The sequence below is a fragment of the Mesorhizobium sp. GW821-FHT07A06 genome (assembly GCF_059419085.1).
In genome coordinates this window covers 1-22052 of sequence record NZ_JBWKRC010000002.1, presented here as the reverse complement: position 1 = coordinate 22052, position 22052 = coordinate 1, and the positions used below count along the sequence as shown (strand labels likewise).

The window sequence follows — 22052 nt, the reverse complement described above, 5'->3', positions numbered from 1 at the left end:
CTGAAATACCCCATGATGCTCAGGTCCGCCGCATCTCCTGGGTCCGTGGGGTCGGCCGGCCGGCGCTGGCACATAGTGGCCTCCTCGTACCGCTGCCAACCGCCGACCGGCCCCCTTTGTTCCGAGACCTCTGTAGCAGCCCCGAAAGGGGCTTTTTTCTTGTGCGGAAAAATCTGAGGAACGCTTGCTGACCGGGACCAGCTTCAATCGCCCGGCCATGACCCTTAGCTGCCGCTTTTGGCGGTCATCCAAGCAAGGAAAGCACCTCTCTTCACTTTGTACATATGGCGCACAAGGGGCTTGCGGCAAGACCCGCCTGTTCCCGTAAACCGCTGCCTGAAGCGCGTCGCGTTGAAAGGGATTCATGCGATGCGCCTTGGGGTCTCTGTTTTCATGCGTGCCGTTCTCCAGAAACCGAAGTCACTTTTGGGCGGCATGCATTGACCAGCGGAAAACGGGAGTAACGAGAATGGGTATTGTGTCGCCTATGGACGGTTTGCGTCGAGATCATGCGGTGGTGATCGCAGGAGGCGGTCCGACCGGGCTGATGCTGGCCGGCGAACTCGCTTTGGCAGGCATCGACGTCGCCATTGTGGAGCGGCGCCCGACCCAGCAGCTGGCCGGCTTGCGCGCGGGTGGCCTTCACGCACGCACCATCGAGGTTCTCGATCAGCGCGGAATTGCCGACCGGTTTCTTTCACAGGGGCAGCGCTTCCCGACCGTCGGCTTCCACATGATCCGTTTGGACATCAGCGACTTTCCCACCCGGCACAACTATCTGCTGGCGCTGCGCCAAAACCATATCGAACGGATATTGGCCGACTGGATCGACGAGTTGGGAGTGCCAATCTATCGCGGGCAGGAAGTCAATGACTTCGCGCAGGACGATGACGGTGTCGACCTGGATTTGTCCGGTGGCCAACTCTTGAGGGCGCAATACCTCGTCGGCTGCGATGGAGGACGCAGCACGATCCGCAAGGCGGCGGGCATTGAGTTCGCCGGATGGGATCCGACGATGAGCTGGATGATCGCCGAGGTCGAGATGGCCGAGGAACCGGCATTGGGCTTCCGCAATGACGCCTACGGCATTCATGCGATAGGCAAGATCGAGGATGGCGACAGGGTGGGTGTCGTGCTGACCGAGAGGCAGTTGACCATCGGCGGCGAGCCGACACTGAACGATCTCAGCGAGGCGCTTGTGGCTGTCTACGGCACCGATTTCGGAGTCCACGGTCCGACCTGGCTCTCTCGCTTCACCGACATGACGCGTCAGGCTGCCGCTTATCGTGACAGGCGTGTCCTTCTGGCCGGCGACGCCGCGCACATTCATCCTCCGATGGGCGGGCAGGGGCTCAATATCGGTGTGCAGGACGCGGTCAATCTGGGATGGAAGCTGGCCCAGGTGGTCAGGCGGATCTCACCGGAAGGCCTGCTCGACAGCTATCACGCCGAGCGCCATCCGGTCGCCGCCCGCGTGTTGCGCAACACGATGGCGCAGGTCGCGCTTCGCCGCACGGACGACCGCACCAAGGCCCTGGGCGATACGATGACCGAGTTGCTCGGCATGGAAGAGCCGCGCAAACGGATCGCCGCGGAGATGTCCGGCCTGGGTATCCGTTACGATCTCGGCGAGGGCCACCCGTTGCTTGGGCGGCGGATGCCCGACCTCGACCTTGTCACAGCCCGCGGTCCGGCACGGGTCTTCAGCCTGCTGCACGATGCCCGGCCGGTGCTCCTCAACCTCGGCGAACGAGGCTGGCCGGACATTAGGCCCTGGGCGGATCGGGTCCGCCAGATCGAGGCTGGATATGAAGGCGTCTGGGAGCTACCGGCCCTCGGGACGGTCGCCGCGCCCGAAGCCGTCTTGATCCGGCCGGACGGATATGTGGCCTGGGTCGGGGCTGGAACGCAAATGGGGCTGGTCGATGCGCTGACCGCTTGGTGCGGGCCACCTGCCACGCGTTAGCGACACGATCAAAGCGGGCGGCCACCTGATCGCGGCGCCAAAGGCCTCTGCGTCAGAAGCGTTCGCGATAGTCGCGCGGGTTTGTGCCGAGGACACGGAGAAAGCCGCGCCGCATCGTCTCTTCCGATCCGAAGCCGCAGCGGCGGGCCGTCTGGTTGACGGCCTGGCCCCGTTCCAGCATCCGTCGCGCCGCCTCGATCCGGATCTCCTCGATCGCCCGCGCAGGCGTGCGGCCGGTTGCTTCCCGATAGTGCCTGGAGAAACTGCGCGGGCTCATATTGGCGCGCTCGGCCAGGTTCGGCAGCGAAAGGTCACCGTCCAGATTGTCCTGGATCCAGCCATGCAGCCGGTCGAAGCGCTCGTCGCCTAGCTGCAGCTTGAGCGTCTGGCTGAACTGCGCCTGGCCACCGGGGCGCTTCAGGAAGACCACCAGCTCGCGCGCCACCGCAAGCGCCACGCGCCGGCCAAGGTCGGCCTCGACGAAGGAAAGGGCGAGATCTATGCCCGCCGTCACGCCCGCCGACGTCCAGACATTGCCGTCACGGATGAAAATCGGATCGGGTTCGAGGCGGACCGCCGGGAAGCGCCGCGCGAACTCGGCGCAGCGTCCCCAGTGGGTAACGGCACGCCTGCCGTCGAGCAGGCCTGCCGTCGCCAGCAGCATGGCGCCACTGCAGACCGAGGCCGTTCGCACGGCGTCGCGCGATCGGCCGGTTACCCAATCGATCAGCCCGGGGTCCTCGCAGGCCGCGTTGACGCCCCATCCGCCAGGCACGATCAGCGTGTCGATCCCTGGCCCGTGCGCCGGCAGCGCCGCTGCCTCCAGCACGAGACCGGCCGATGTCCTTATCCGCGGCGAGGCGGCGACCACCGTAACCTCGTAAGGCGCGGGTTCGCCGGCCTGCGTCCTGAAGTCGTTGGCGCTGGCGAAGACCTGAAGCGGTCCGCTGACATCGAGGAGCTGGACGTCGGGATAGGCAAGGATTTCGATACGGCGCATGACGCTTTGGCTTGAAACGAGGGGTGATTGGCGATCGTGCCAAAGCATGGTGCCTTAGATTGGCTGGAGTCAACCTATGGAGAGTTCCATGACCCTTCGTTTCGGCATCCTCGTCTTCCCCAATGTCCAGCAGCTCGACCTCACCGGCCCTTATGAAGTCCTGGCATCGGCAAAGGGCGCCGAGGTGGAATTGATCTGGAAGGATCGCAATCCGGTGATGTCGTCGACGCGACTGTCGCTCAACCCGACGGCGACCTTCGACGATTGCCCGCCTCTCGATGTGCTGTGCATACCGGGTGGAGGCGGCGTCAACACGCTGCTGGAGGATCAGGCAGTGCTCGATTTCGTGCGGGAGCGCGCGGCTCAGGCGCGCTACATCACCTCGGTATGCAGCGGTGCCCTGGTGCTGGGTGCCGCCGGCCTGCTCGAAGGCAAGCGGGCGACGACGCATTGGTACGCGCATGATTTCCTCGCCGAGTTCGGGGCCATTCCAGTCGACGAGCGAATTGTCGAGGATGGAAAGCTGATAACCGCCGGCGGCGTCACCTCGGGGATCGACTTCGGTCTCGTACTGGTCGCCAGGCTTCTCGGTCAGGCCGAGGCCGAGACGGTGCAGCTCTCGCTCGAATATGCCCCGGCTCCTCCGTTCCAATCGGGCACGCCCGCACAGGCTTCGCCTTCCGTTCTGGCGGAAGCAAAGGAGAGGCTCGCGGGTTCGAGGCGGTTTCGCGAGGACATGTTCGCGCGCTGGCGCGCCAAGGCCGCCACGCCGGCGCGAAGCCACGCTTGAACCGACGGGCCGAACGGCGCCATGGCGCCGTTCGGCCCGTTCTCGTTTCGGCTGTTGACACGCCTCTCCGTCTGTGCAGAAATTGGTTGGACCATTGGACCACTTGCGCTTCGGGGAAGATGTGTGGACCAGAACAGCCTGCCACCCATTCAGACGACGGCGCGTGATGACGCCGTGCTGAAGGCATTGGTGGGCTTTGTTCGCGCCGAAGCCTTGCAGCCCGGCGAGCGGCTTCCGACCGAGCGTATCCTGGCCGAGCGGCTGAAGGTCAGCCGCAACACGGTGCGCGAGGCGCTGACGCGGTGGGAAGGGCTCGGTCTCGTCGAGCGCCGGCAAGGCAGCGGCACTTATCTCAAGGCGGCTGTGTCGCCCGACATGTTGCATATGCCACTGACGCTGGCGGGTGGCAATGATTTCACCAGCCTGATGCAGACGCTGGAAATCCGCCGCGCGCTGGAGGCGGAGGCCGCGGCTCTTTGTGCCGAGCGGGCGAGCCCGGCCGACATCGCCGAGATCGAGCGCAAGCTCGATATTATGGAGCAGGCATTCCGTACCCGCGACGGCATGTCGTCGGAAGAGGACTGGGAGTTCCACCAGGCGGTCTACCGCGTCTCCGGCAATCCGCTGTTCGAACAGATCATCGCCGCCATGCACGAGCTGTTCCACCGCTTCTGGGAGCATCCGCTGGGCGTGCGCGATTTCGGCCATGCCAGCTTTCCCTACCACCGCACCATCTATGAGTGCATCGCCGCGCGCGACCCGCAGGGTGCCCGCGCCGAGGCACTCAAGCTGATCGCCACCGTCGAGGACGATCTCAAGCGCGGTGCAGCCAAACTCAAACTTCCGAGCCAGACATGAACGAGCATCCGAGCGGTTTCGACCACGATTATCTTGCCGAGGCGGCGACGCTGCTGGCGCATGACGAACCGTTCCCCGGCGGCGCGGTGGTGCCGCCGATCTACCAGACCTCGCTGTTCACCTTCGCCAATTATGCCGAGATGGCCGACACCTTTGCCGGCAAGCGAAGGCAGCCGATCTATTCGCGCGGCGACAATCCGACGGTAATGGAATTCGAGGCGCGCGTCGCTGCCCTCGAGGGCGCCGAGGCCGCGCGCGGCTTTTCCAGCGGCATGGCGGCGATCAGCGCCACGGTGCTTGCCTTTGTCGGGGCGGGCGAGCGCATCGTGGCCGTGCGGAACTGCTACGGCGATGCCTATCGGCTGTTCGAGCGGCTTTTGCCGCGGCTCAACATCAAGGTCGATTATGTCGACGGCTCCGATCCCGATGCGGTGGCGGCGGCACTTCCCGGCGCCAAGCTACTCTATCTGGAAAGCCCGACCTCGATGATGTTCGAGCTGCAGGACCTGCCGCATCTGACCCGGCTGGCCAAGGAGCAGGGCATAATCACCACCATCGACAATTCCTGGGCGACGCCGGTTTTCCAGAAGCCGATCATGCATGGCGTCGACCTGGTGCTGCATTCAGCGTCGAAATATCTCGGCGGCCACAGCGACACCGTTGCCGGCGTGGTGGCCGGTTCCGCGGCGCATATCAAGCACATCAACGAACAGACCTATTCCTATCTCGGCGGCAAGCTGTCGCCGTTCGAAGCATGGCTGCTGCTGCGCGGCCTGCGCACGCTGCCGCTGCGCCTCCCGCACCATATGAAGAGCGGGCTCACCATCGCCGAGCGGCTGAAGGCGCATGCCAATGTCGAGCGCGTCAACCATCCCGTCTATTCGAACCATCCGGGCAAGGCGACGCTGGCAGGCTATGCCGGTCTGTTCTCCTTCGAGGTGACGGACGATATCGACATCCCGGTCTTCGTCGATGCGCTGAAATTTTTCCGCATCGGCGTCAGCTGGGGCGGGCATGAAAGCCTTGTCGTGCCGGCCAAGGCGTCGCTGGAGCAGACGCCGGGACTGAATTCGATGGCGCGCTTCGGCGTCAGCCCCCGAACCATCCGCTTCAATGTCGGATTGGAAAGTGTCGAAGACCTCTGGGCCGACGTCGCCCAGGCCTTCGAAAAAGCCAGAAAATAACAAGCGGGTTCAAAATGGGAGTCTTGAACATGAAAAAACTGACCATCATGCTTGCCACCGTTGCAGGGTTGGCGATTTCCGCCGGGAGCGCGCTGGCCGATTCGACCCTGAAGATGGTCGAAGTCATCACCAGCCCGCCGCGCACCGAATTCCTGAAAAAGCAGATCGCCGAGTTCGAAGCGGCCAATCCCGGCATCAAGGTCGAGCTGATCTCGCTGCCCTGGGGGCAGGCCTTCGAAAAATTCCTGACCATGGTGCAGGCCGGCGATACGCCCGACGTGGTCGAGATGCCGGAACGCTGGATGGGTCTCTATGCCAACAATGCCCAGCTCGAGGACCTCGGCCCCTACATGGCCAAATGGGACGACGCCAAGACGCTCGGCGACCGCGCCAAGCAGTTCGGCTCGACGGTCAACAACACGCAGTTCATGATCCCCTACGGCTACTATGTGAACGCGCTGTTCTGGAACAAGAAGCTGTTCAAGGAAGCCGGCCTCGACGGTCCGCCAGCCACGCTCGACGAGTTCGTCGCCGATTCCAAGAAAATCTCCGCCATCCCGGGCAAGTATGGCTACTGCCTGCGCGGCGGGCCGGGCGCCTTCAACGGCATGCACATGTTCATGAACATCGCCGCCGGCAAGGGCGGCTACTTCAACGAGGACGGCACCTCGACCATCAATGAGGAGGGCTCGGTCAAGGGCTTGCAGATGCTGGCCGACATGTACAAGGACGGGCTGGCGCCCAAGGATGCGGTGAGCTGGGGCTTCAACGAAACCGTCACCGGCTTCTACTCCGGCACCTGCGCCATGTTGAACCAGGACCCGGACGCGCTGCTCGGCATCGCCGACAAGATGAGCGCCGATGACTTCGCCGTCGCGCCCCTGCCGACCGGCCCGAGCGGCAAGTCGTATCCGACGCTCGGCTATGCCGGTTGGGCGATGTTCGCCAACTCGCAGCACAAGGACGACGCCTGGAAGCTGATGGCAACACTGCTTTCGCCCAAGGACAATCTGGCATGGGCCAAGGAAGTCGGCGTCGTCCCGATCCACAACGGCGCTGACCAGGATCCCCATTTCAAGACCGAGCAGTTCAAGGGCTGGTTCACGGAACTGAGCGACAGCTCCAAATATGAAATGGTGACGCCGCCGACTCATCTGGAAAATCTCGGCAACTTCGTCGATCAGGTCGCGATCAAGAATTTTCAGGAAGTGCTGCTTGGCCAGAAGACCGCCAAGGACGTCGCGGACCAATGGGCTGCCTTCCTGACCAAGGAGCAGCAGGACTGGCTGGCGAAGAACAAGAAGTAAGCGCAGCGCTTCTTTCCTTCTCCCCGTTTACGGGGAGAAGGTGGCCCGAAAGGGCCGGATGAGGGGCGGCGCCTTGTCTCGACAGGCTCACGCTGCACCTCATCCGCCTGCCGGCATCCTCTCCCCGTATAGCGACGGGGAGAAGGACGCTATACCAACGCCGCTCCAGGGAGCCGTTCCTCAACCCATGACCTATGCCGTGTCCGAAATACGACCCGCGGGCCAGTCGCGAAAGAAGCGGCTTACCTACGCAAATGTCGAGCCATGGCTTTACCTCAGCCCGGCGATCATCCTGCTGATCGTGGTGCTGTTGGTGCCGCTGATCATCGGCATTAGCTACTCCTTCCGCAAATTCTCGGCCTTCAAGTCGGTATATGTCGGGCTCGGCCAGTATCAGGCGATGCTGTCGGATCAGGTTCTGGGGCAAGCCCTGATCAACACGCTGTGGTGGACGGTCGCCAGCCTGTTCTTCCAATTCTTCCTCGGCCTTGGCCTGGCGCTGCTGCTCGACAAACCGTTCTGGGGCCGCAAGGTGGTGCAGGCTCTGGTGTTCCTGCCCTGGGCGGTTCCGTCCTTCCTGTCCGGGTTGACCTGGGCCTGGCTGTTCAACCCCATCATCGGGCCGCTGCCGCACTGGTTGTACGCGCTCGGGTTAAAGGCTGAGCCGACCAATGTGCTCTCCGATCCCGCCACGGCGATGTGGGGACCGATCGTCGCCAATGTCTGGTTCGGCATTCCGTTCTTCGCCATCACGCTTCTGGCGGCGCTGAAGTCTATCCCGTCCGAAATGCACGAGGCGGCGGCGATCGACGGCGCTTCGCCCTGGCAGCGCTTCACCAAGGTGACACTGCCATTCCTCGCACCGACCATCGCCATCACGGTGATGCTGCGCACCATCTGGATCGCCACCTTCGCCGACCTGATCTTCGTCATGACCGAGGGCGGGCCTGCTGGTTCGACCAATACGGTGCCGGTCTATATCTATGTCAGCGCCTTCAAGTCACTGGACAAGGGCTATGCCTCGGCGGTGGCCGTGTTGCTGCTCGTGCTGTTGATCGCCTATGCGATCGCGCTGATCGCCATCCGCCGCTCCCTTGTGAGGCACGTCTGATGATCGCGGGACGCTCTGCTTCACAACGGTTCCTAGGCGGTATCGGCCTCTACGCGGCGATCGCCGCCTATGTGATCTTCGCCCTGTTCCCAATCTACTGGACGCTGAAGATCTCGGTGACGCCGGAGCGGCTGCTCTATTCCGAAGGCATCACCTTCTGGCCGTCGCGCACGACGTTGCAGAATTTCGTCACCGTGCTCGAGGCCACCGATTTCCCGCGCTATTTCCTCAACAGCGTCATCGTCTCCGTGTCGACGGCGGCATTGGTGACGGTGATCGCCACGCTCGCCGGTTACGCCATGTCGCGTTTCACCTTTCGCGGCAAGGCGGTGCTGGCGCTGATGCTGCTTTTGACCCAGACTTTTCCGCTGGTGATGGTCATTCCGCCGATCTACCGCGTCATGGGCCAGATCGGCCTGATCAACAGCCTGACCGGGCTGATAATCATCTACACCGCCTTCAACACCGCCTTCGCCACCTTCCTGATGCAATCCTTCTTCGACGGCATCCCGAAGGATCTGGAAGAGGCGGCGATGATCGATGGTTGTACGCGTGCCCAGGCAATGCGCCGGGTGATCGTGCCGCTGACGCTGCCCGGCATGGGCGCCACGCTCGGCTTTGTCTTCACCGCCGCCTGGAGCGAGCTCCTGTTCGCGCTGATGCTGATCTCCAGCGACGACCAGAAGACCTTCGCCGTCGGCCTGCTCACCTTCATCGGCAAATTCGCCGTCGACTGGGGGCAGATGATGGCGGCGTCGATCCTGGCCCTGATCCCGGTCTGCATCTTCTTCGCTTTCCTGCAACGCTATCTCGTCACCGGCCTGACCGCCGGCGCCGTCAAAGGATAGACCGATGGCCTCTGTCACGCTCGAAAAGGTTCGCAAGGATTACGGCGCCGTCCGTGTCCTGCATGCGGTCGACCTTCAAATCGCCGACGGCGAATTCGTCGTCCTGGTCGGTCCGTCCGGCTGCGGGAAATCGACGCTGCTGCGCATGATCGCCGGGCTGGAGGAAGCCTCCGGTGGCGAGATCCGCATCGGCGAGCGTTTGGTCAACGACGTGGCGCCCAAGGACCGCGACATCGCCATGGTCTTCCAGTCCTATGCGCTTTATCCGCACATGGATGTGGCGAAGAACATGGGCTTCAGCCTGATGCTGCGCAAGGCCGAGAAGCCGGCGATCGATGCCAGGGTGGATGGCGCGGCCAAGCGGCTGGGCCTGGACGCCTACCTTCAGCGCCTGCCGCGGCAGTTGTCCGGCGGCCAGCGCCAGCGCGTCGCCATGGGCCGCGCCATCGTGCGTGATCCCAAGGTCTTCCTGTTCGATGAGCCGCTGTCCAACCTCGATGCCAAGCTGCGCGTCCATATGCGGGCCGAGATCAAGGCGCTGCACCAGCAATTGAAGACCACCTCGGTCTATGTCACGCACGACCAGATCGAGGCCATGACCATGGCCGACCGTATCGTCGTCATGCATGACGGGCTGATCCAGCAGGTTGGCGCGCCGCTCGATCTCTATGACCATCCGGCCAACATGTTCGTTGCCGGTTTCATCGGCTCGCCAGGCATGAATTTCCTGCCGGCGACGGTGCGCAAGGGCGAGGCATCGGAAGCGGTGCTGGCCGATGGCCAGGCGCTGAAACTGCCGGATGGCCTGCCGCTCGGCGACGGCGATGCCATTACCGTCGGCCTGCGGCCCGAGCATATCCGGTTGGCCGATGACGGCGCGCTACAGGGCGAGGTGGGGGTCGTGGAGCCGCTCGGCCTCTCGACACAGTTCTACGTCGCGCTGGCCGGCCAGCAGCTTTGCGTCTTTGCCATGGGCCGCGCCGGCGTCAAGCCCGGCGACACGGTGCGGTTGGCGGCCGATCCGGCGTCGCTGCATGTGTTCGATCCGAAAAGCGGCGACCGCATCGGCTGAAGGAAATTCAGCGGGGTTGAGGGAGCGAGCCCGAGCCTCTGCCTTCGCAAACAAAAACGCCGCCCGATGGGCGGCGTTTTTGTTTGCAAGGGGAAAACCCAGATTACTTGATCTTGGTTTCCTTGAATTCGACGTGCTTCTTGGCGACCGGATCGTACTTGCGGAACGACAGCTTGTCGGTCTTGGTACGGCTGTTCTTGCTGGTCACGTAGAAGAAACCGGTGTCGGCGGTCGACAGAAGCTTGATCTTGATGTTTGCGGCTTTGGCCATGGTATCAGTCCGTTTGTTCGTGGAGTTTTGGCCGCTGGAGCACGGGGAAAACACCCGGACGCGGGAAACTTGGCGCGACACATAAAGAACGTGCCTGGAAAGTCAAGCCCGGCGGACCTGATGTGGCTCGTCCGGGTAGCCCATTACGCGTAAATCAGACGTTTTCCGTCTCCGGCACGCCAACCTTCTTCCAGTCTCCGGTCGTGTTCCACCAACGATTCGGATTGGCGCGGTCATCCAGCCCCTTGGACCGGCTGGCGAGGATCGGCTGGAGGCGGATCACCGGCTCCTGATAGGAATGGGCCTGGAAAATCGCCTCGACGACGCGGCTTGCCAGCGCCTGGTCATCAGGCAGTTCGAATGAAACCTCGACCGTGCCCAGGCGGCGGCGCAATTCGATTTCGGCGCCGGCCGCGGCCCCTTCAAGCGGCCTGTAGCGCTCGATGCCGTGTCCCGACTGATAGGCGTTGCGGTCGTATTTGCCCATGGCCAGCGGTGCGATCGCCACGACCGCGTCCATGATGCGGTCGACATCCGCGGCAGGCGCCTGGAAGGTCACAAGCAGCAGGAGCGTCATTCGCAATGATGTGGTTTCAAAGCCGCTGTCGATCATGGGAGTGTCCTCAACTTCCTTTTTTGGGGGACACTCTTTTAACCCGGCGCTGCTGACACGGTTCTGTCAGCAGCGGTCGCCGTCTCAAAGGGTCAAAGGAGAATCTTGCGGACGAGCCTGACGCCAACCAGCGCCATGTAGGCGCCAAAGAACAGGCCGAGCGACCAGCCGAAACCGGACGGACCGAACGCGTCCATGCCGATGCCGATCGCCTGCGGGCCAAGCACCATGCCGACACCATAGCAGAGCACGAAGGCGGCGTTGGCGGATGCCAGTTCATGGCCGGAAAGCTGCGAGCCGAGGTGGGCAAGGCCGATCGTGTACATGGCGGCGACAACGCCGCCCCAGACGAAGAGAAGGGCGGCCATCAGGTGCCAATTCTGGGCGAAGAAGGGCATGAAGACCGTGCCGGCAAGGCCGACGGTGGCGCAGGCGAGCAGCAGATAGCGGCGGTCGCTGACCCGGTCGCTGATCATGCCGATCGGGATCTGCAGCAGCACATTGCCGAGACCGATCATGGTCAGCAGCAATGCTGCGTCGGCTTCCGAATAGCCGATGCGGTTGCCGTAGATCGGAAACAGCGCGAAGCCGCCGGTTTCGACCGCGCCGAACACCAGTACGGCGGCGGTCGCCGATGGCACCAGCCAGATGTAGCGAAGGAAGTTGCTGGTTTCGCCATCGGCAACGATGGAGGGGCTTTCATTGCGCGCGGCCAGCACCGGTATCGCGGCCAGCGTCACCAGTACGATGATGACGCCGAACGGCCTGAAGCCGGAGCTCCCAAGATGCGCGAACAGCCACGGTCCGGCGGCAAAGCCGAGCGACAGGACGGTGGCGTAGATGCCAAGCACGAGGCCGCGCCGGTGCGGCGGTGCCGACGTGCTGATCCAGAATTCCGACAGGATGAACAGCACCGTCAACGCGATATGCAGCACGATACGCAGCGGAAACCACATCCAGAAGTCGGGCGCGAAATGGAAGCCGACGAAGGCGAGGGCGCCGGCGGCAATCATCCCGATCATGGTCCAGGCGACGCCGAAGCGCATGGCGAGCGGTGTGGCCAACGGCGCACCGGCGATCGAGGCCAGGCCGGCGACGGCGGTGTTGAGGCCGATCATCGAAGCCGAGTGGCCCCGCGTTTCCAGGATGACGCTGAGCAGGGGCATGCCGAGGCCGATGGCTATGCCGACGACGCTGATCGACGAGATCGCCGCCACCATCGGCAGCCAGTGTACGCGTTCGTCGCCCTTGGGTTGGGTATCGACCGTCATGGGATGCTGAATACTCTGTCTCTTTGATCTTACGCAATTCCGGGCGGAAAACCGCGTCACACTTTTCCTGGAATTGCCCTACAGAAGTTCGCGGGTGAAGCGGTTGCGCACAAGCCGGTAGAAGGGGACGGGACCGCCCGGTCGCAGCAGCGGATCATGGGCGAGGCGCTTTTCCAGCTCGTCCAGGATCATTCGGGTGATGTCGGGTATGTCGGCTTCCCGGGCCTTGGCGAGCGGCAGCCAGACCAGTTCCTCGAGTTCGTTGGTCGGCCCTCCGCCCGGCAATTCGACGGCGACATCGCTGCGCCAGGCGCTGAAGAAACGGGTGTCGAAGCGGCGTATCCGGTTGGGTGGGGTGATGGCGCGAGCGATGAAACGCAGCGTTTCCAGTGACGGTCTTACGCCGTGTTCGACAAAACCCTGCCAGTCACGCTTGTCGGTGGCAAAGGCGGCCTTCTGGCCTATCAGCAGTCCGGCTTCCTCATAGGTTTCGCGGATCGCGGACAATGCGACAGCCCGGGCTCGCGCGGCACTGGTGCGGCCGGGACCAGCAAGCAGCTTTGCTTCCTCATCGCGGTGCAATGCGGTGGCGGTGGCGACGCGGCTGTCCGCCGGATCGGTGCGGCCGCCGGGAAACACGAACTTGCCGGGCATGAACGCGTGGCCGGCGTGACGCCGGCCCATGAGCACCAGCACCTCATCGCCCTTGCGGTCGAGCAGGATCAGCGTCGCGGCGTCACGCGGGCGCAGGGGCCTGCCGCTATGTGCGGCAAGACCCTTGTCGAGCTTGTCGACGTCCACCTTGGTCATTGCTTCCATGCGCAGGGACCTAGCGGAAACTTCTTGCAAGCGAAAGTGGCCTTTCACGGTCGGTATGTTGCGCCAGCCAGAGCTCTAGGCTCCCGGATGAGGCTCAATCCCATCCTTTTCGCCGCCGAAGCCGTGCATATAGAACGCCCATTGCAATCCGATGACGGCGCCTTTGACAGGCTGCAGCAGCGCTACCGACAGCAAGATGGTCAGGGGCACCCAGATGAGGATGTGCTGCCAGGTGGACAAGGTCGACGTCGCCTCCACGCCCATGAAGGCACCGAGAACAATGTGGCCGACGATGACGATGACCAGATAGGCCGGCAGGTCGTCGGCGCGATGGTGATGGATCTCCTCGCCGCAGACGCCGCAGGTCTCGACGGTCTTGGTGAAGCCGCGAAACAGCTTGCCTTCGCCGCAGTTCGGGCAGCGCCCCAAAAAGCCACGCTTCATCGCCGTCCACAATGGACGGGCAACCCGGCCCGACTGATGTTGGCCGCCGAAAACCTGTTGTTCCATCATCGTCTCCTGCCGCGCGACCCCGGTCGCGATTGCGACGCACGGGCGCGGCCCTTAGCCTTGTGAAACGACCTGGTGGAGCCTGGCAGGGGCTTCGGGTCGGTCAACATCTCGAAACGCATCGCGCCGGCCATGGGTGCCACCTCGACCAGCCGAACCTCGACGCGGTCCGCGAGCTGGTAGCCTTTTCCCGAGCGTTCTCCGAACAGGGAGCGGGCCGTTTCGTCGTATATATAGTAATCGCCGCCCAGGGTTGAGACAGGGATGAAACCATCGGCGCCATATTGCGGCAATTGGACAAATAGTCCTGATTTGGTGACGCCGGAGATGCGGGCGTCGAAGCGCTCGTCAATGCGCTCGGCGAGATAGGCCGATATCAGCCGGTCGACCGTGTCACGCTCGGCCGCCATGGCGCGCCGTTCCGTGCCGGAGATCAGCACAGCGACATCCTCGAGCCGCGCCTCCTCGTCTTGCGTCAGCCCGCCAAGGCCGAGGCCGAGTGCGGCAATGAGTCCGCGATGCACGATCAGGTCGGCGTAGCGGCGGATCGGCGAGGTGAAATGTGCGTAGCGCCTGAGGTTGAGGCCGAAATGGCCGATATTTCCAGGTGAATATTCAGCCTGGCTCTGCGAGCGCAACACCACCTCGTTGACCAGCGCCTCGTTGTCGGCGCCATGCACGCGCTCGAGAATGCCGTTGAACTGGCTGGGCCGCATCTGCGCCCCGCGCGCCAGCGACAGGCCAAGCGTTGCCAAGAATTCGCGTAGCGATTCCTGCTTGGCGAGCGAAGGCGCGTCGTGGACACGGTAGACCAGCGCCTGCTTCTTCGCCTCCAGCGTCTCGGCGGCGGCGACATTGGCCTGGATCATGAATTCTTCGATCAGCTTGTGAGCATCGAGCCGTTCCGGCACGATGACGCGATCGACCGTGCCATCCGGCTTGAGCAGGATCTTGCGTTCCGGCAGGTCGAGTTCGAGCGGCTGGCGGCCGTCGCGACCTCGCTTGAGGATCGCATAGGCATCCCATAGCGGCTTCAGCACCGTGTCGAGGATCGGGCCGGTCTTGTCGTCCGGCGCGCCGTCGATCGCCGCCTGGGCCTGGGGGTAGGCGAGCTTTGCCGCGGACTTCATCATCACGCGGTGAAAGGAGTGCCTGATCTTGTGGCCGTCGGCGGAGAAGGTCATACGCACCGCCAGCGCCGGCCGGTCCTGGCCTTCGCGCAGCGAACAGAGGTCGTTGGAAATGCGCTCGGGCAGCATCGGCACGACACGATCGGGAAAATACACCGAATTGCCACGCTTCAGCGCCTCGCGGTCGAGTGCCGTGCCGTAGCGGACATAGGCGGCAACGTCGGCGATCGCGACGGTGGCGATCACGCCGCCCGGATTCTTTTCGTCCAGGTCAGGCGTCGCGAAGACCGCATCATCATGGTCCTTGGCGTCCGCCGGATCGATGGTGACCAGCGGCAGGTCGCGCCAGTCCTCGCGATTGGCCATCGTCGCGGGATTCACCGCCTCGGCCTCGGCGATGACGTCGGCCGGGAAGATGTGCGGAATGTCGTGGGCATGAATGGCGATCATCGAGACCGCCTTTTCGCTGGTCAGCGAGCCCAGCACGTTGAGCACCTTGGCACGGGGCAACCCGTAGCGGGAGGCCCGCGCGGGCTCGACCTCGACCAGGTCGCCGTTCCTGGCGCCGTTCTGGAATTCCTTGTCGACGATCAGCTCCGGCTGGCGCCGTTCCACCGGTTCGATGCGGAAGGTACCATCCTGCAGTACGCGGAAGACGCCGAGAACGGCATCGTTGCGCTTCTCGAAGATCTTCATCACCCGTCCGGTATAGGCGGGGCCTGACGGGTCATCGGTCGGGAAGGTCTTGGCCAGGACGCGGTCGCCGATGCCCGGTGCCGGTCCGTTGCCGCCGCGAGACACGCGGATCGATACGACGGGCGGTTCGCCCGTGCCCACGGACTCGGCCGGATGCGCCAGCAGGACGCCGTCGCCGTCGCGGCCAAAAATGTCGAGGACGGCGACATGGGGCAGCGCGCCGACGCGGGCCAGCCGCTTGCGCTCCTTGGTGAGCACGCCTTCATCCTGCATGTCGCGCAGAAGGTCCTTCAGCCAGATGCGGTCGTCGCCGCGCAGCGCGAACGCCTTGGCGATGTCGCGTTTTCCAGCCCGGTCGGGATTTTCGGCGATGTAGCGCAGGATCTCGTCGCGCGATGGCTTGTAGTCGTCCTTGACCTTGGCCCTCGTGTCGGCGGTGCGCGGATCGCCGTGGCTTCTTCCGGTGATCCTGCGCGCCACGCTGTCCTACCCTTTTTTCTTCGCGGCCGGCTTCTTCGCAGCCGGCTTTTGGGCCGCTGTCTTCTTGGCCGCCGGTGCCTTGGCCGCTGCCGCCTTGCGGAACGGCTTCTTGCCGCCGCCGCCCTTGGCTTCCTTCTCGGCAATCAGCGCCAGCGCATCCTCAATCGTCACCGATTGCGGATCCTTGCCCTTGGGCAGTGTGGCATTGACTTTGCCGAAATTGACGTAAGGCCCGTATTTGCCGTCGCGCACGACGATCTTGCCGCCGCCATCGGGATGGTCGCCAAGTTCTTTCAGGGCCGCGGCCGTGCCGCCATTGCGGCCGCCCTTGCCCTTGGATTGCTTCTCGGCAATCACCGTGACGGCGCGGTTGAGGCCGATGGAGAACACGTCCTCGATGCTGTCGAGATTGGCGTAGGTGCCATCATGAAGGACGAACGGGCCGTAACGGCCGAGCCCCGCCGAGATCATCTTGCCGCTCTCGGGATGTTTTCCCACGTCGCGCGGCAGACCCAGAAGCGCGAGCGCCTTCTCATGGTCGATGGAGTCGGGCGTCCACCCCTTGGGCAGGCTCGAACGCTTGGCTTCCTTGCCGTCGCCGCGCTGGATATAGGGGCCGAAGCGGCCGGAGCGAAGGGTGATTTCCTCGGCCGTGTAAGGATCCTTGCCGAGCACCTTGGTGCCGTCCTCGCCGCCGCCATTCTCGCCGTTCGGATTGGCGGCGTCGCCGAGCTGGCGGGTGAATGAGCATTCGGGATAGTTCGAGCAGCCGACGAAGGCGCCGAACTTGCCGAGCTTCAGCGACAGATTGCCAGTGCCGCATTTCGGGCAAATGCGCGGGTTCGAGCCGTCCTCGCGGGCGGGAAAGACCAGCGGCGCCAGTTCCTCGTTGAGCGCGTCGAGCACGTCGGTGACGCGCAGTTCCTTGATGTCGGCGACGGCGCCCGAAAAATCCTTCCAGAAATCGCGCAGCACGTCTTTCCAGGCGAGCTTGCCGTCGGAGATCTCGTCGAGCTTTTCCTCGAGCGAGGCGGTGAAGTCGTATTCGACATAGCGCTCGAAGAAACTTTCGAGGAAGGCGGACAACAGACGGCCCTTGGCCTGCGGCACCAGCCGACGCTTGTCGATCGTGACGTAGTCGCGGTCCTCGAGCGTCTTGAGGATTGCCGTGTAGGTCGACGGCCGGCCGATGCCGAGCTCTTCCAGCTTCTTGATGAGCGAGGCCTCGGAATAGCGCGGCGGCGGCTCGGTCGTGTGCTGGGTGGCGTTGATCGCCTGGCGGGCAAGCTGCTCGCCGGCGCGGATCTCCGGCAGACGACGGTTTTCCTCGTCTTCCGCGTCGTCGTCCTTCTGGTCGGTGTAGGCGGCGATGAAGCCGTCGAAGCGGACGACCGAACCGACGGCGCGAAGCTCGGCGGTACGGGCGCCGTTGACGGCCTCGATCTCGACGGTGGTGCGCTCGATCTCGGCCGGCTGCATCTGGCTGGCGATGGCGCGCTTCCAGATCAGCTCATAAAGCCGCAACTGGTCGGAATCGAGATACTGCCTGACGGATGCCGGGGTGCGCATGAAGTCGGTCGGGCGGATCGCTTCGTGCGCCTCCTGGGCGTTCTTGGCCTTGGCGGTGTACTGGCGCGGCTTCTCCGGCAGGTACTTTGGGCCGAATTCCTTGGCGATGGCGTCCCGGGCACCAGAGATCGCCTCGGGTGCCATCTGCACACCGTCGGTTCGCATATAGGTGATAAGGCCGGTGGTCTCGCCGCCGATCTCCATGCCTTCATAGAGGCGCTGTGCCACCTGCATGGTGCGCGTGGCCGAGAAACCGAGGCCCGACGAGGCGGCCTGCTGCAGCGTCGAGGTGGTGAAGGGCGGGCCGGGATTGCGCTTTGTCGGCTTGGCTTCGACGGACAGCGCCTTGAAGGTCGCGCCCTCGAGCATCGCCTTGATGTCGTCGGCCTGCGCCTTGTTGGCGATGTCGAGTTTTTGCAGCTTCTTGCGTTCGAAGGCGGTCAGCCGTGCTTCGAAATTCTCGTTGCGCGGTGTGCCGAGGATCGCGGCGATCTGCCAGTATTCCTCGCGGATGAAGCGTTCGATCTCGGATTCGCGGTCGCAGACCAGACGCAGCGCGACCGACTGGACGCGGCCGGCGGAACGGGCGCCAGGCAGTTTGCGCCATAGAACCGGTGATAGAGTGAAGCCGACGAGATAGTCGAGCGCACGGCGGGCGAGATAGGCATCGACCAGCGGGCCATCGATCTGGCGCGGATTGGCCATGGCTTCCAGCACCGATGATTTGGTGATGGCGTTGAAGACGACGCGGCTGACGGGCTTGTCCTTCAGCGCGCGCTTCTGCTTCAGCACTTCCAGCACATGCCAGGAGATGGCCTCGCCTTCGCGATCAGGGTCGGTGGCGAGGATCAGGCCGTCAGCGTCCTTGACCGCCTTGGCGATGTCGGCGAGCCTCTTGCCCGATGCCGTGTCGACCGCCCAGGACATGGCGAAATCTTCATCCGGGCGCACCGAGCCGTCCTTGGCCGGCAAATCGCGGACATGGCCGAACGAGGCCAGAACCTTGTAGTTCCTGCCCAGATATTTGTTGATTGTCTTAGCCTTGGCCGGCGATTCGACGACGACGACGTCCATGAGGTCTCTTATCTGCTGTGATGCGCCAGAAGAATTCCGCTGCGCGCGACGAAATCTCGTTTCTGTTTGTCGCTCACATGGCCGCGCTTTTGCATCCGGTCAAGGGGAAGCGCCCAAATTGCGAGGCCGCCGGCAGCAATACACTCTAAGAGTGTATGGAGAAAATCACAGAATTTCGATCAGGAGAGTTGGGGGCCGCAAGTCGGCGAAAACGACTGCGCGCTTCCGATGAGTCGACGAATTGCGTTGAGCGAGGAGCCTGGCTCACGTTGCGCAAGAAGAAGCTGGCCGCCAGATGCATCGGGGGACGCCGGCGGCCAGCTCCATGTCCCGCCAGCGAGCGGGAACGGGAATAGAGGCTCAGTCGGCTTTGGCGATATGCCAGACGCCGGCGACACCATCGCCGCTCACATCTCCAGCTTTCTTGTCCTTGATGAATGTGTAGAGCGGCTTGCCATCATAGGCCCACATCTTGGTGCCGTCGGTACGGTCGACGATCGTCCATCCTTTGGAAGCCTTCGCACCGGCCTTGGCCTTCAACGGCGGCCAGTTGGCGGCGCATTTGTCGTAGCAGTTCGACTTGCCCTTCTCGTCCTTGTCATAGGTGTAAAGCGTCATGCCCTTGGCATCGGTGTAGATTTTCGTGCCTCCGACGTTGGCTTCCTTCCAGGCATCGGCGGCGAAGGATGCGGCAGTGCTGAATAGGAGCGCGGCCAGTCCTATGGTTATGGTTTTCATGGAATTCTCCCTGGCTGATATCTGGAGACGCGCGGGAAATTGCGGTCTCCTTGTGTCAACGCCGTGCGCGGGTGCTTTCTTCCCGGCCCCGCGATGACTTGCCACATGACGGTGATTGGCGGACAAACCCGCGTGTCGCTATATCGTCGCCAAACAGTCGGAGCTCAGGGAATGGCATTGGACATCGGCTATGTCAGCGCGGTCGGGGCAGGGGCCATCTCGTTCCTGTCGCCATGCGTGCTGCCGCTGGTGCCGCCCTATCTCTGCTACATGGCCGGCGTGTCGGTCGAGGATTTCCGCGGCAACGCTGGCGTGACGGCAAGGCAGGGCGCGCGCGGCGCGCTGCTTTATTCCTCGATCGCCTTCGTGCTCGGCTTCTCGACCGTGTTTGTGGCGCTCGGCGCCGGCGCCTCGACCATCGGCCGGCTGCTGCGCGTCTGGCAGGAGCCGCTGGCGATGGCCGCCGGCGTGCTGATCATCCTGATGGGCTTGAATTTCCTCGGCATCCTGCGCATTCCGCTGCTGTCGCGCGAGGCGCGTTTCCAGTCGCAGGGCAAGCCGGCCAGTGCCGTCGCCGCCTATGTCATGGGGCTGGCCTTCGCTTTTGGCTGGACGCCCTGCATCGGCCCAGTGCTGGGGCCGATCCTGACGCTGGCCGGCGGGCGAGAAACAGTGGGCGAGGGTGCTCTCCTGCTTGCCGCCTATTCGCTGGGGCTCGGCATACCTTTCCTGATCGCCGCGCTGTTTTCCGGCGCCTTCATGCGCTTCCTCGGTAAATTCCGCGTCCATCTCGGCCGCGTCGAAAAGGCCATCGGCGCGCTGCTGGTGGTCGCCGGGGTGTTTTTCCTCACTGGCGGCGTGCAGACGGTGTCGTATTGGCTGCTTGAGAATTTCCCGGTGCTGGGGCGGCTGGGGTAAGGCCGCAACTGCGGCATTTGCTGTAGAATATCGGACAGCGGAGCGACTGGTTAAAAGTCAGTTGCTCGACTATCTCACCGGAATTTAACCGCATTGGTGCAGCATGGCGCCGCTGCTAGCATAGGTTTGATTCCAAACCCTTTTCAGATGGTTGCCTAATCCATGAGCCAGAGATCCTGCCTGTCCGTTATCCTCGCCGCCGGCGAAGGCACGCGCATGAAGAGCGCGCTGCCAAAGGTGCTGCATCCGATCGCTGGCCTGCCGATGGTCGCCCATGTGGTGAAGGCGGCCGACGCCGCCGGTGCCAGCAGCGATACGATCGTGATTGGCCATGGCGCGGAAGAGATGCGCAAAGCGGTTGCGAAGTTCGCACCCAAGGCCGAGACCTTCGTGCAGGAAGAGCGCTTGGGTACGGCGCATGCCGTTCTTGCAGCCCGCGAAGCGATATCAAGGGGTTATGACGACATCCTGGTGATGTTCGGCGACACGCCGCTGATAGATGCGGAGGCCTTGACCCTGGCGCGGATGAAGCTCGCCGAAGGCGCGGCCGTCGCGGTGATCGGCTTCCGAACGCCCAATCCAAACGGCTATGGCAGGCTGGTCGAAAAAGGCGGCAAGCTGATCGCCATCCGCGAAGAGAAGGACTGCTCCGAAGCGGAGAAGAAAATCACCTTCTGCAATGCCGGCATGATGGCGGTCGCCGGCGCCCATGCGCTGAAGCTGCTCGACGCGGTCGGCAACAAGAATGCCAAGGGCGAGTATTATCTGACCGACATTGTCGAGATCGCGGGCGCGCAAGGTCTCGATGTCGTTGCCACCGAAGCCAGTTTCGAGAATGCGCTCGGCATCAACAACCGCGCCGAACTGGCGCAGGCCGAGGGCATCTGGCAGCAGCGTCGACGCCAGGAGGCGATGCTGTCGGGCGTGACGCTGATCGCGCCGGAAACGGTCTATTTCTCGCACGATACCGAGATCGGCGCCGACACGCTGGTCGAACCCAATGTCTGGTTTGGCCCGGGCGTGAAGATCGCCGGCGGCGCCAGGATCCATGCCTTCAGCCATATCGAAGGCGCCACCATCGCGGCCAATTGCGATGTCGGGCCATTCGCTCGGCTGCGGCCGGGCGCCGATCTCAGGCAGAAGGCCAAGGTCGGCAATTTCTGCGAGGTCAAGCAGGCTGTTGTCGAGGAGGGCGCCAAGGTCAACCATTTGACCTATATCGGCGATGCCCGCGTCGGCGCGGGCGCCAATATCGGCGCCGGCACCATCACCTGCAACTATGATGGCTATTCGAAATTCTTCACCGACATCGGCGAGGGCGCCTTTGTCGGCTCGAACTCCTCGCTGGTGGCGCCGGTATCGATCGGCAAGGGCGGCTACATCGCGTCGGGCAGCGTTATCACTGAAAGCGTGCCCGACGACGCGCTGGCCTTCGGCCGCGCCCGCCAGAAGACCATTCCCGGCAAGGGCAAGGAGTTGCGCGAGCGTTTCGCCTCGGCCGCGGCGGCGAAGAAGAAGGCCGCCGGCGCCGATCATTAGCGGTCGGTCGGTAGGTTGCTTCCCGAAGCAATCGAAAAGCCGAACAATTGCAGTAACCGGATTGCAAGGGCAGTCTGGCATGGTGCATGCGTACGCAAGCGTCCGTTACACCGGGCGAAATGCAATGTGACTTTCACGGCAGGCCGGCCATCCCTAAATAGCGCTGGTTTTCCATGGGGAATCGGGGACTGTCTGCATGTGCGGTATCGTCGGAATCGTCGGCCATTCGCAGGTTGCGCCGCTCATCGTCGACGCGCTGAAGCGGCTCGAATATCGCGGCTATGACTC

Annotated in this window: 19 protein-coding genes; 10 read left to right on the top strand and 9 right to left on the bottom strand. The window is 63.5% G+C overall.

Going from position 1 to position 22052, the window contains the following annotated elements; translation table 11 throughout:
* Window positions 1–469: 469 nt before the first annotated feature.
* Window positions 470–1966: an FAD-dependent monooxygenase gene (locus AC07SZ_RS05540; RefSeq protein ID WP_494914153.1), complete on the top strand. Its 1497-nt coding sequence runs from the start codon at window positions 470–472 to the stop codon at window positions 1964–1966.
* 52 nt (window positions 1967–2018) lie between these two features.
* On the opposite strand, the gene AC07SZ_RS05535 is transcribed toward AC07SZ_RS05540, so the two are convergent.
* Window positions 2019–2966: a GlxA family transcriptional regulator gene (locus AC07SZ_RS05535; protein WP_172373612.1), complete on the bottom strand. Its 948-nt coding sequence runs from the start codon at window positions 2964–2966 to the stop codon at window positions 2019–2021.
* An 88-nt stretch (window positions 2967–3054) separates the two neighbouring features.
* Between AC07SZ_RS05535 and AC07SZ_RS05530 the strand changes: the two genes are divergently transcribed.
* The 7 genes from AC07SZ_RS05530 (at window position 3055) to AC07SZ_RS05500 (ending at window position 10136) form a co-directional block, all read left to right on the top strand.
* On the top strand, window positions 3055–3756 hold the full coding sequence (locus AC07SZ_RS05530) for a DJ-1/PfpI family protein (protein ID WP_056572195.1): 702 nt from the start codon (window positions 3055–3057) through the stop codon (window positions 3754–3756).
* Between the two features lie 123 nt (window positions 3757–3879).
* Window positions 3880–4614 (top strand): FadR/GntR family transcriptional regulator, encoded by a 735-nt coding sequence (locus AC07SZ_RS05525; RefSeq protein WP_056572194.1) that lies wholly within the window; start codon window positions 3880–3882, stop codon window positions 4612–4614.
* Window positions 4611–5798, top strand: a complete 1188-nt coding sequence (locus AC07SZ_RS05520; RefSeq protein ID WP_494913668.1) for a PLP-dependent transferase — start codon at window positions 4611–4613, stop codon at window positions 5796–5798. The genes AC07SZ_RS05525 and AC07SZ_RS05520 overlap by 4 nt, the downstream gene beginning before the upstream one ends.
* A gap of 29 nt (window positions 5799–5827) precedes the next feature.
* The gene (locus tag AC07SZ_RS05515; RefSeq protein WP_494913667.1) at window positions 5828–7105 is read left to right on the top strand and encodes an ABC transporter substrate-binding protein; all 1278 of its coding nucleotides are present in this window, start codon (window positions 5828–5830) and stop codon (window positions 7103–7105) included.
* A 187-nt stretch (window positions 7106–7292) separates the two neighbouring features.
* Window positions 7293–8216, top strand: coding sequence for a carbohydrate ABC transporter permease (locus AC07SZ_RS05510; RefSeq protein ID WP_494913665.1), 924 nt, complete (start codon window positions 7293–7295; stop codon window positions 8214–8216).
* Complete coding sequence (locus AC07SZ_RS05505; RefSeq protein ID WP_056572187.1) at window positions 8216–9064, top strand: carbohydrate ABC transporter permease; 849 nt, start codon at window positions 8216–8218, stop codon at window positions 9062–9064. The genes AC07SZ_RS05510 and AC07SZ_RS05505 overlap by 1 nt, the downstream gene beginning before the upstream one ends.
* 4 nt (window positions 9065–9068) lie before the next feature.
* Window positions 9069–10136 (top strand): ABC transporter ATP-binding protein, encoded by a 1068-nt coding sequence (locus AC07SZ_RS05500; RefSeq protein WP_056572186.1) that lies wholly within the window; start codon window positions 9069–9071, stop codon window positions 10134–10136.
* A gap of 103 nt (window positions 10137–10239) precedes the next feature.
* Here the strand turns inward: AC07SZ_RS05500 and rpmG are convergent, their stop codons facing one another.
* From rpmG to AC07SZ_RS05460, 8 genes are all read right to left on the bottom strand, one after another.
* Window positions 10240–10407: a 50S ribosomal protein L33 gene (gene rpmG, locus AC07SZ_RS05495; RefSeq protein ID WP_006201775.1), complete on the bottom strand. Its 168-nt coding sequence runs from the start codon at window positions 10405–10407 to the stop codon at window positions 10240–10242.
* Window positions 10408–10561: 154 nt separating this feature from the next.
* Window positions 10562–11020 carry a YqfO family protein gene (locus tag AC07SZ_RS05490; RefSeq protein ID WP_494913663.1) on the bottom strand — a complete coding sequence of 153 codons (459 nt, stop codon included), beginning with the start codon at window positions 11018–11020 and terminating at the stop codon, window positions 10562–10564.
* Between the two features lie 92 nt (window positions 11021–11112).
* Window positions 11113–12291, bottom strand: coding sequence for an MFS transporter (locus tag AC07SZ_RS05485; RefSeq protein ID WP_172350319.1), 1179 nt, complete (start codon window positions 12289–12291; stop codon window positions 11113–11115).
* A gap of 78 nt (window positions 12292–12369) precedes the next feature.
* Window positions 12370–13110: an NUDIX hydrolase gene (locus AC07SZ_RS05480; protein ID WP_172373636.1), complete on the bottom strand. Its 741-nt coding sequence runs from the start codon at window positions 13108–13110 to the stop codon at window positions 12370–12372.
* A gap of 75 nt (window positions 13111–13185) precedes the next feature.
* Window positions 13186–13620 carry a DUF983 domain-containing protein gene (locus tag AC07SZ_RS05475; protein WP_056572178.1) on the bottom strand — a complete coding sequence of 145 codons (435 nt, stop codon included), beginning with the start codon at window positions 13618–13620 and terminating at the stop codon, window positions 13186–13188.
* On the bottom strand, window positions 13620–15926 hold the full coding sequence (gene rnr, locus AC07SZ_RS05470; protein ID WP_494913660.1) for a ribonuclease R: 2307 nt from the start codon (window positions 15924–15926) through the stop codon (window positions 13620–13622). Before rnr ends, AC07SZ_RS05475 begins: the two co-directional genes overlap by 1 nt.
* Before the next feature lie 6 nt (window positions 15927–15932).
* Complete coding sequence (gene topA / locus AC07SZ_RS05465) at window positions 15933–18569, bottom strand: type I DNA topoisomerase (protein ID WP_172373638.1); 2637 nt, start codon at window positions 18567–18569, stop codon at window positions 15933–15935.
* A 360-nt stretch (window positions 18570–18929) separates the two neighbouring features.
* Window positions 18930–19307, bottom strand: a complete 378-nt coding sequence (locus tag AC07SZ_RS05460; RefSeq protein ID WP_056572173.1) for a COG4315 family predicted lipoprotein — start codon at window positions 19305–19307, stop codon at window positions 18930–18932.
* Window positions 19308–19478: 171 nt separating this feature from the next.
* On the opposite strand from AC07SZ_RS05460, the gene AC07SZ_RS05455 reads away from it, so the two are divergent.
* On the top strand, window positions 19479–20225 hold the full coding sequence (locus tag AC07SZ_RS05455) for a cytochrome c biogenesis CcdA family protein (protein WP_056572171.1): 747 nt from the start codon (window positions 19479–19481) through the stop codon (window positions 20223–20225).
* A gap of 162 nt (window positions 20226–20387) precedes the next feature.
* Complete coding sequence (gene glmU, locus AC07SZ_RS05450; protein WP_056572169.1) at window positions 20388–21764, top strand: bifunctional UDP-N-acetylglucosamine diphosphorylase/glucosamine-1-phosphate N-acetyltransferase GlmU; 1377 nt, start codon at window positions 20388–20390, stop codon at window positions 21762–21764.
* The last annotated feature ends 288 nt before the right edge of the window (window positions 21765–22052 follow it).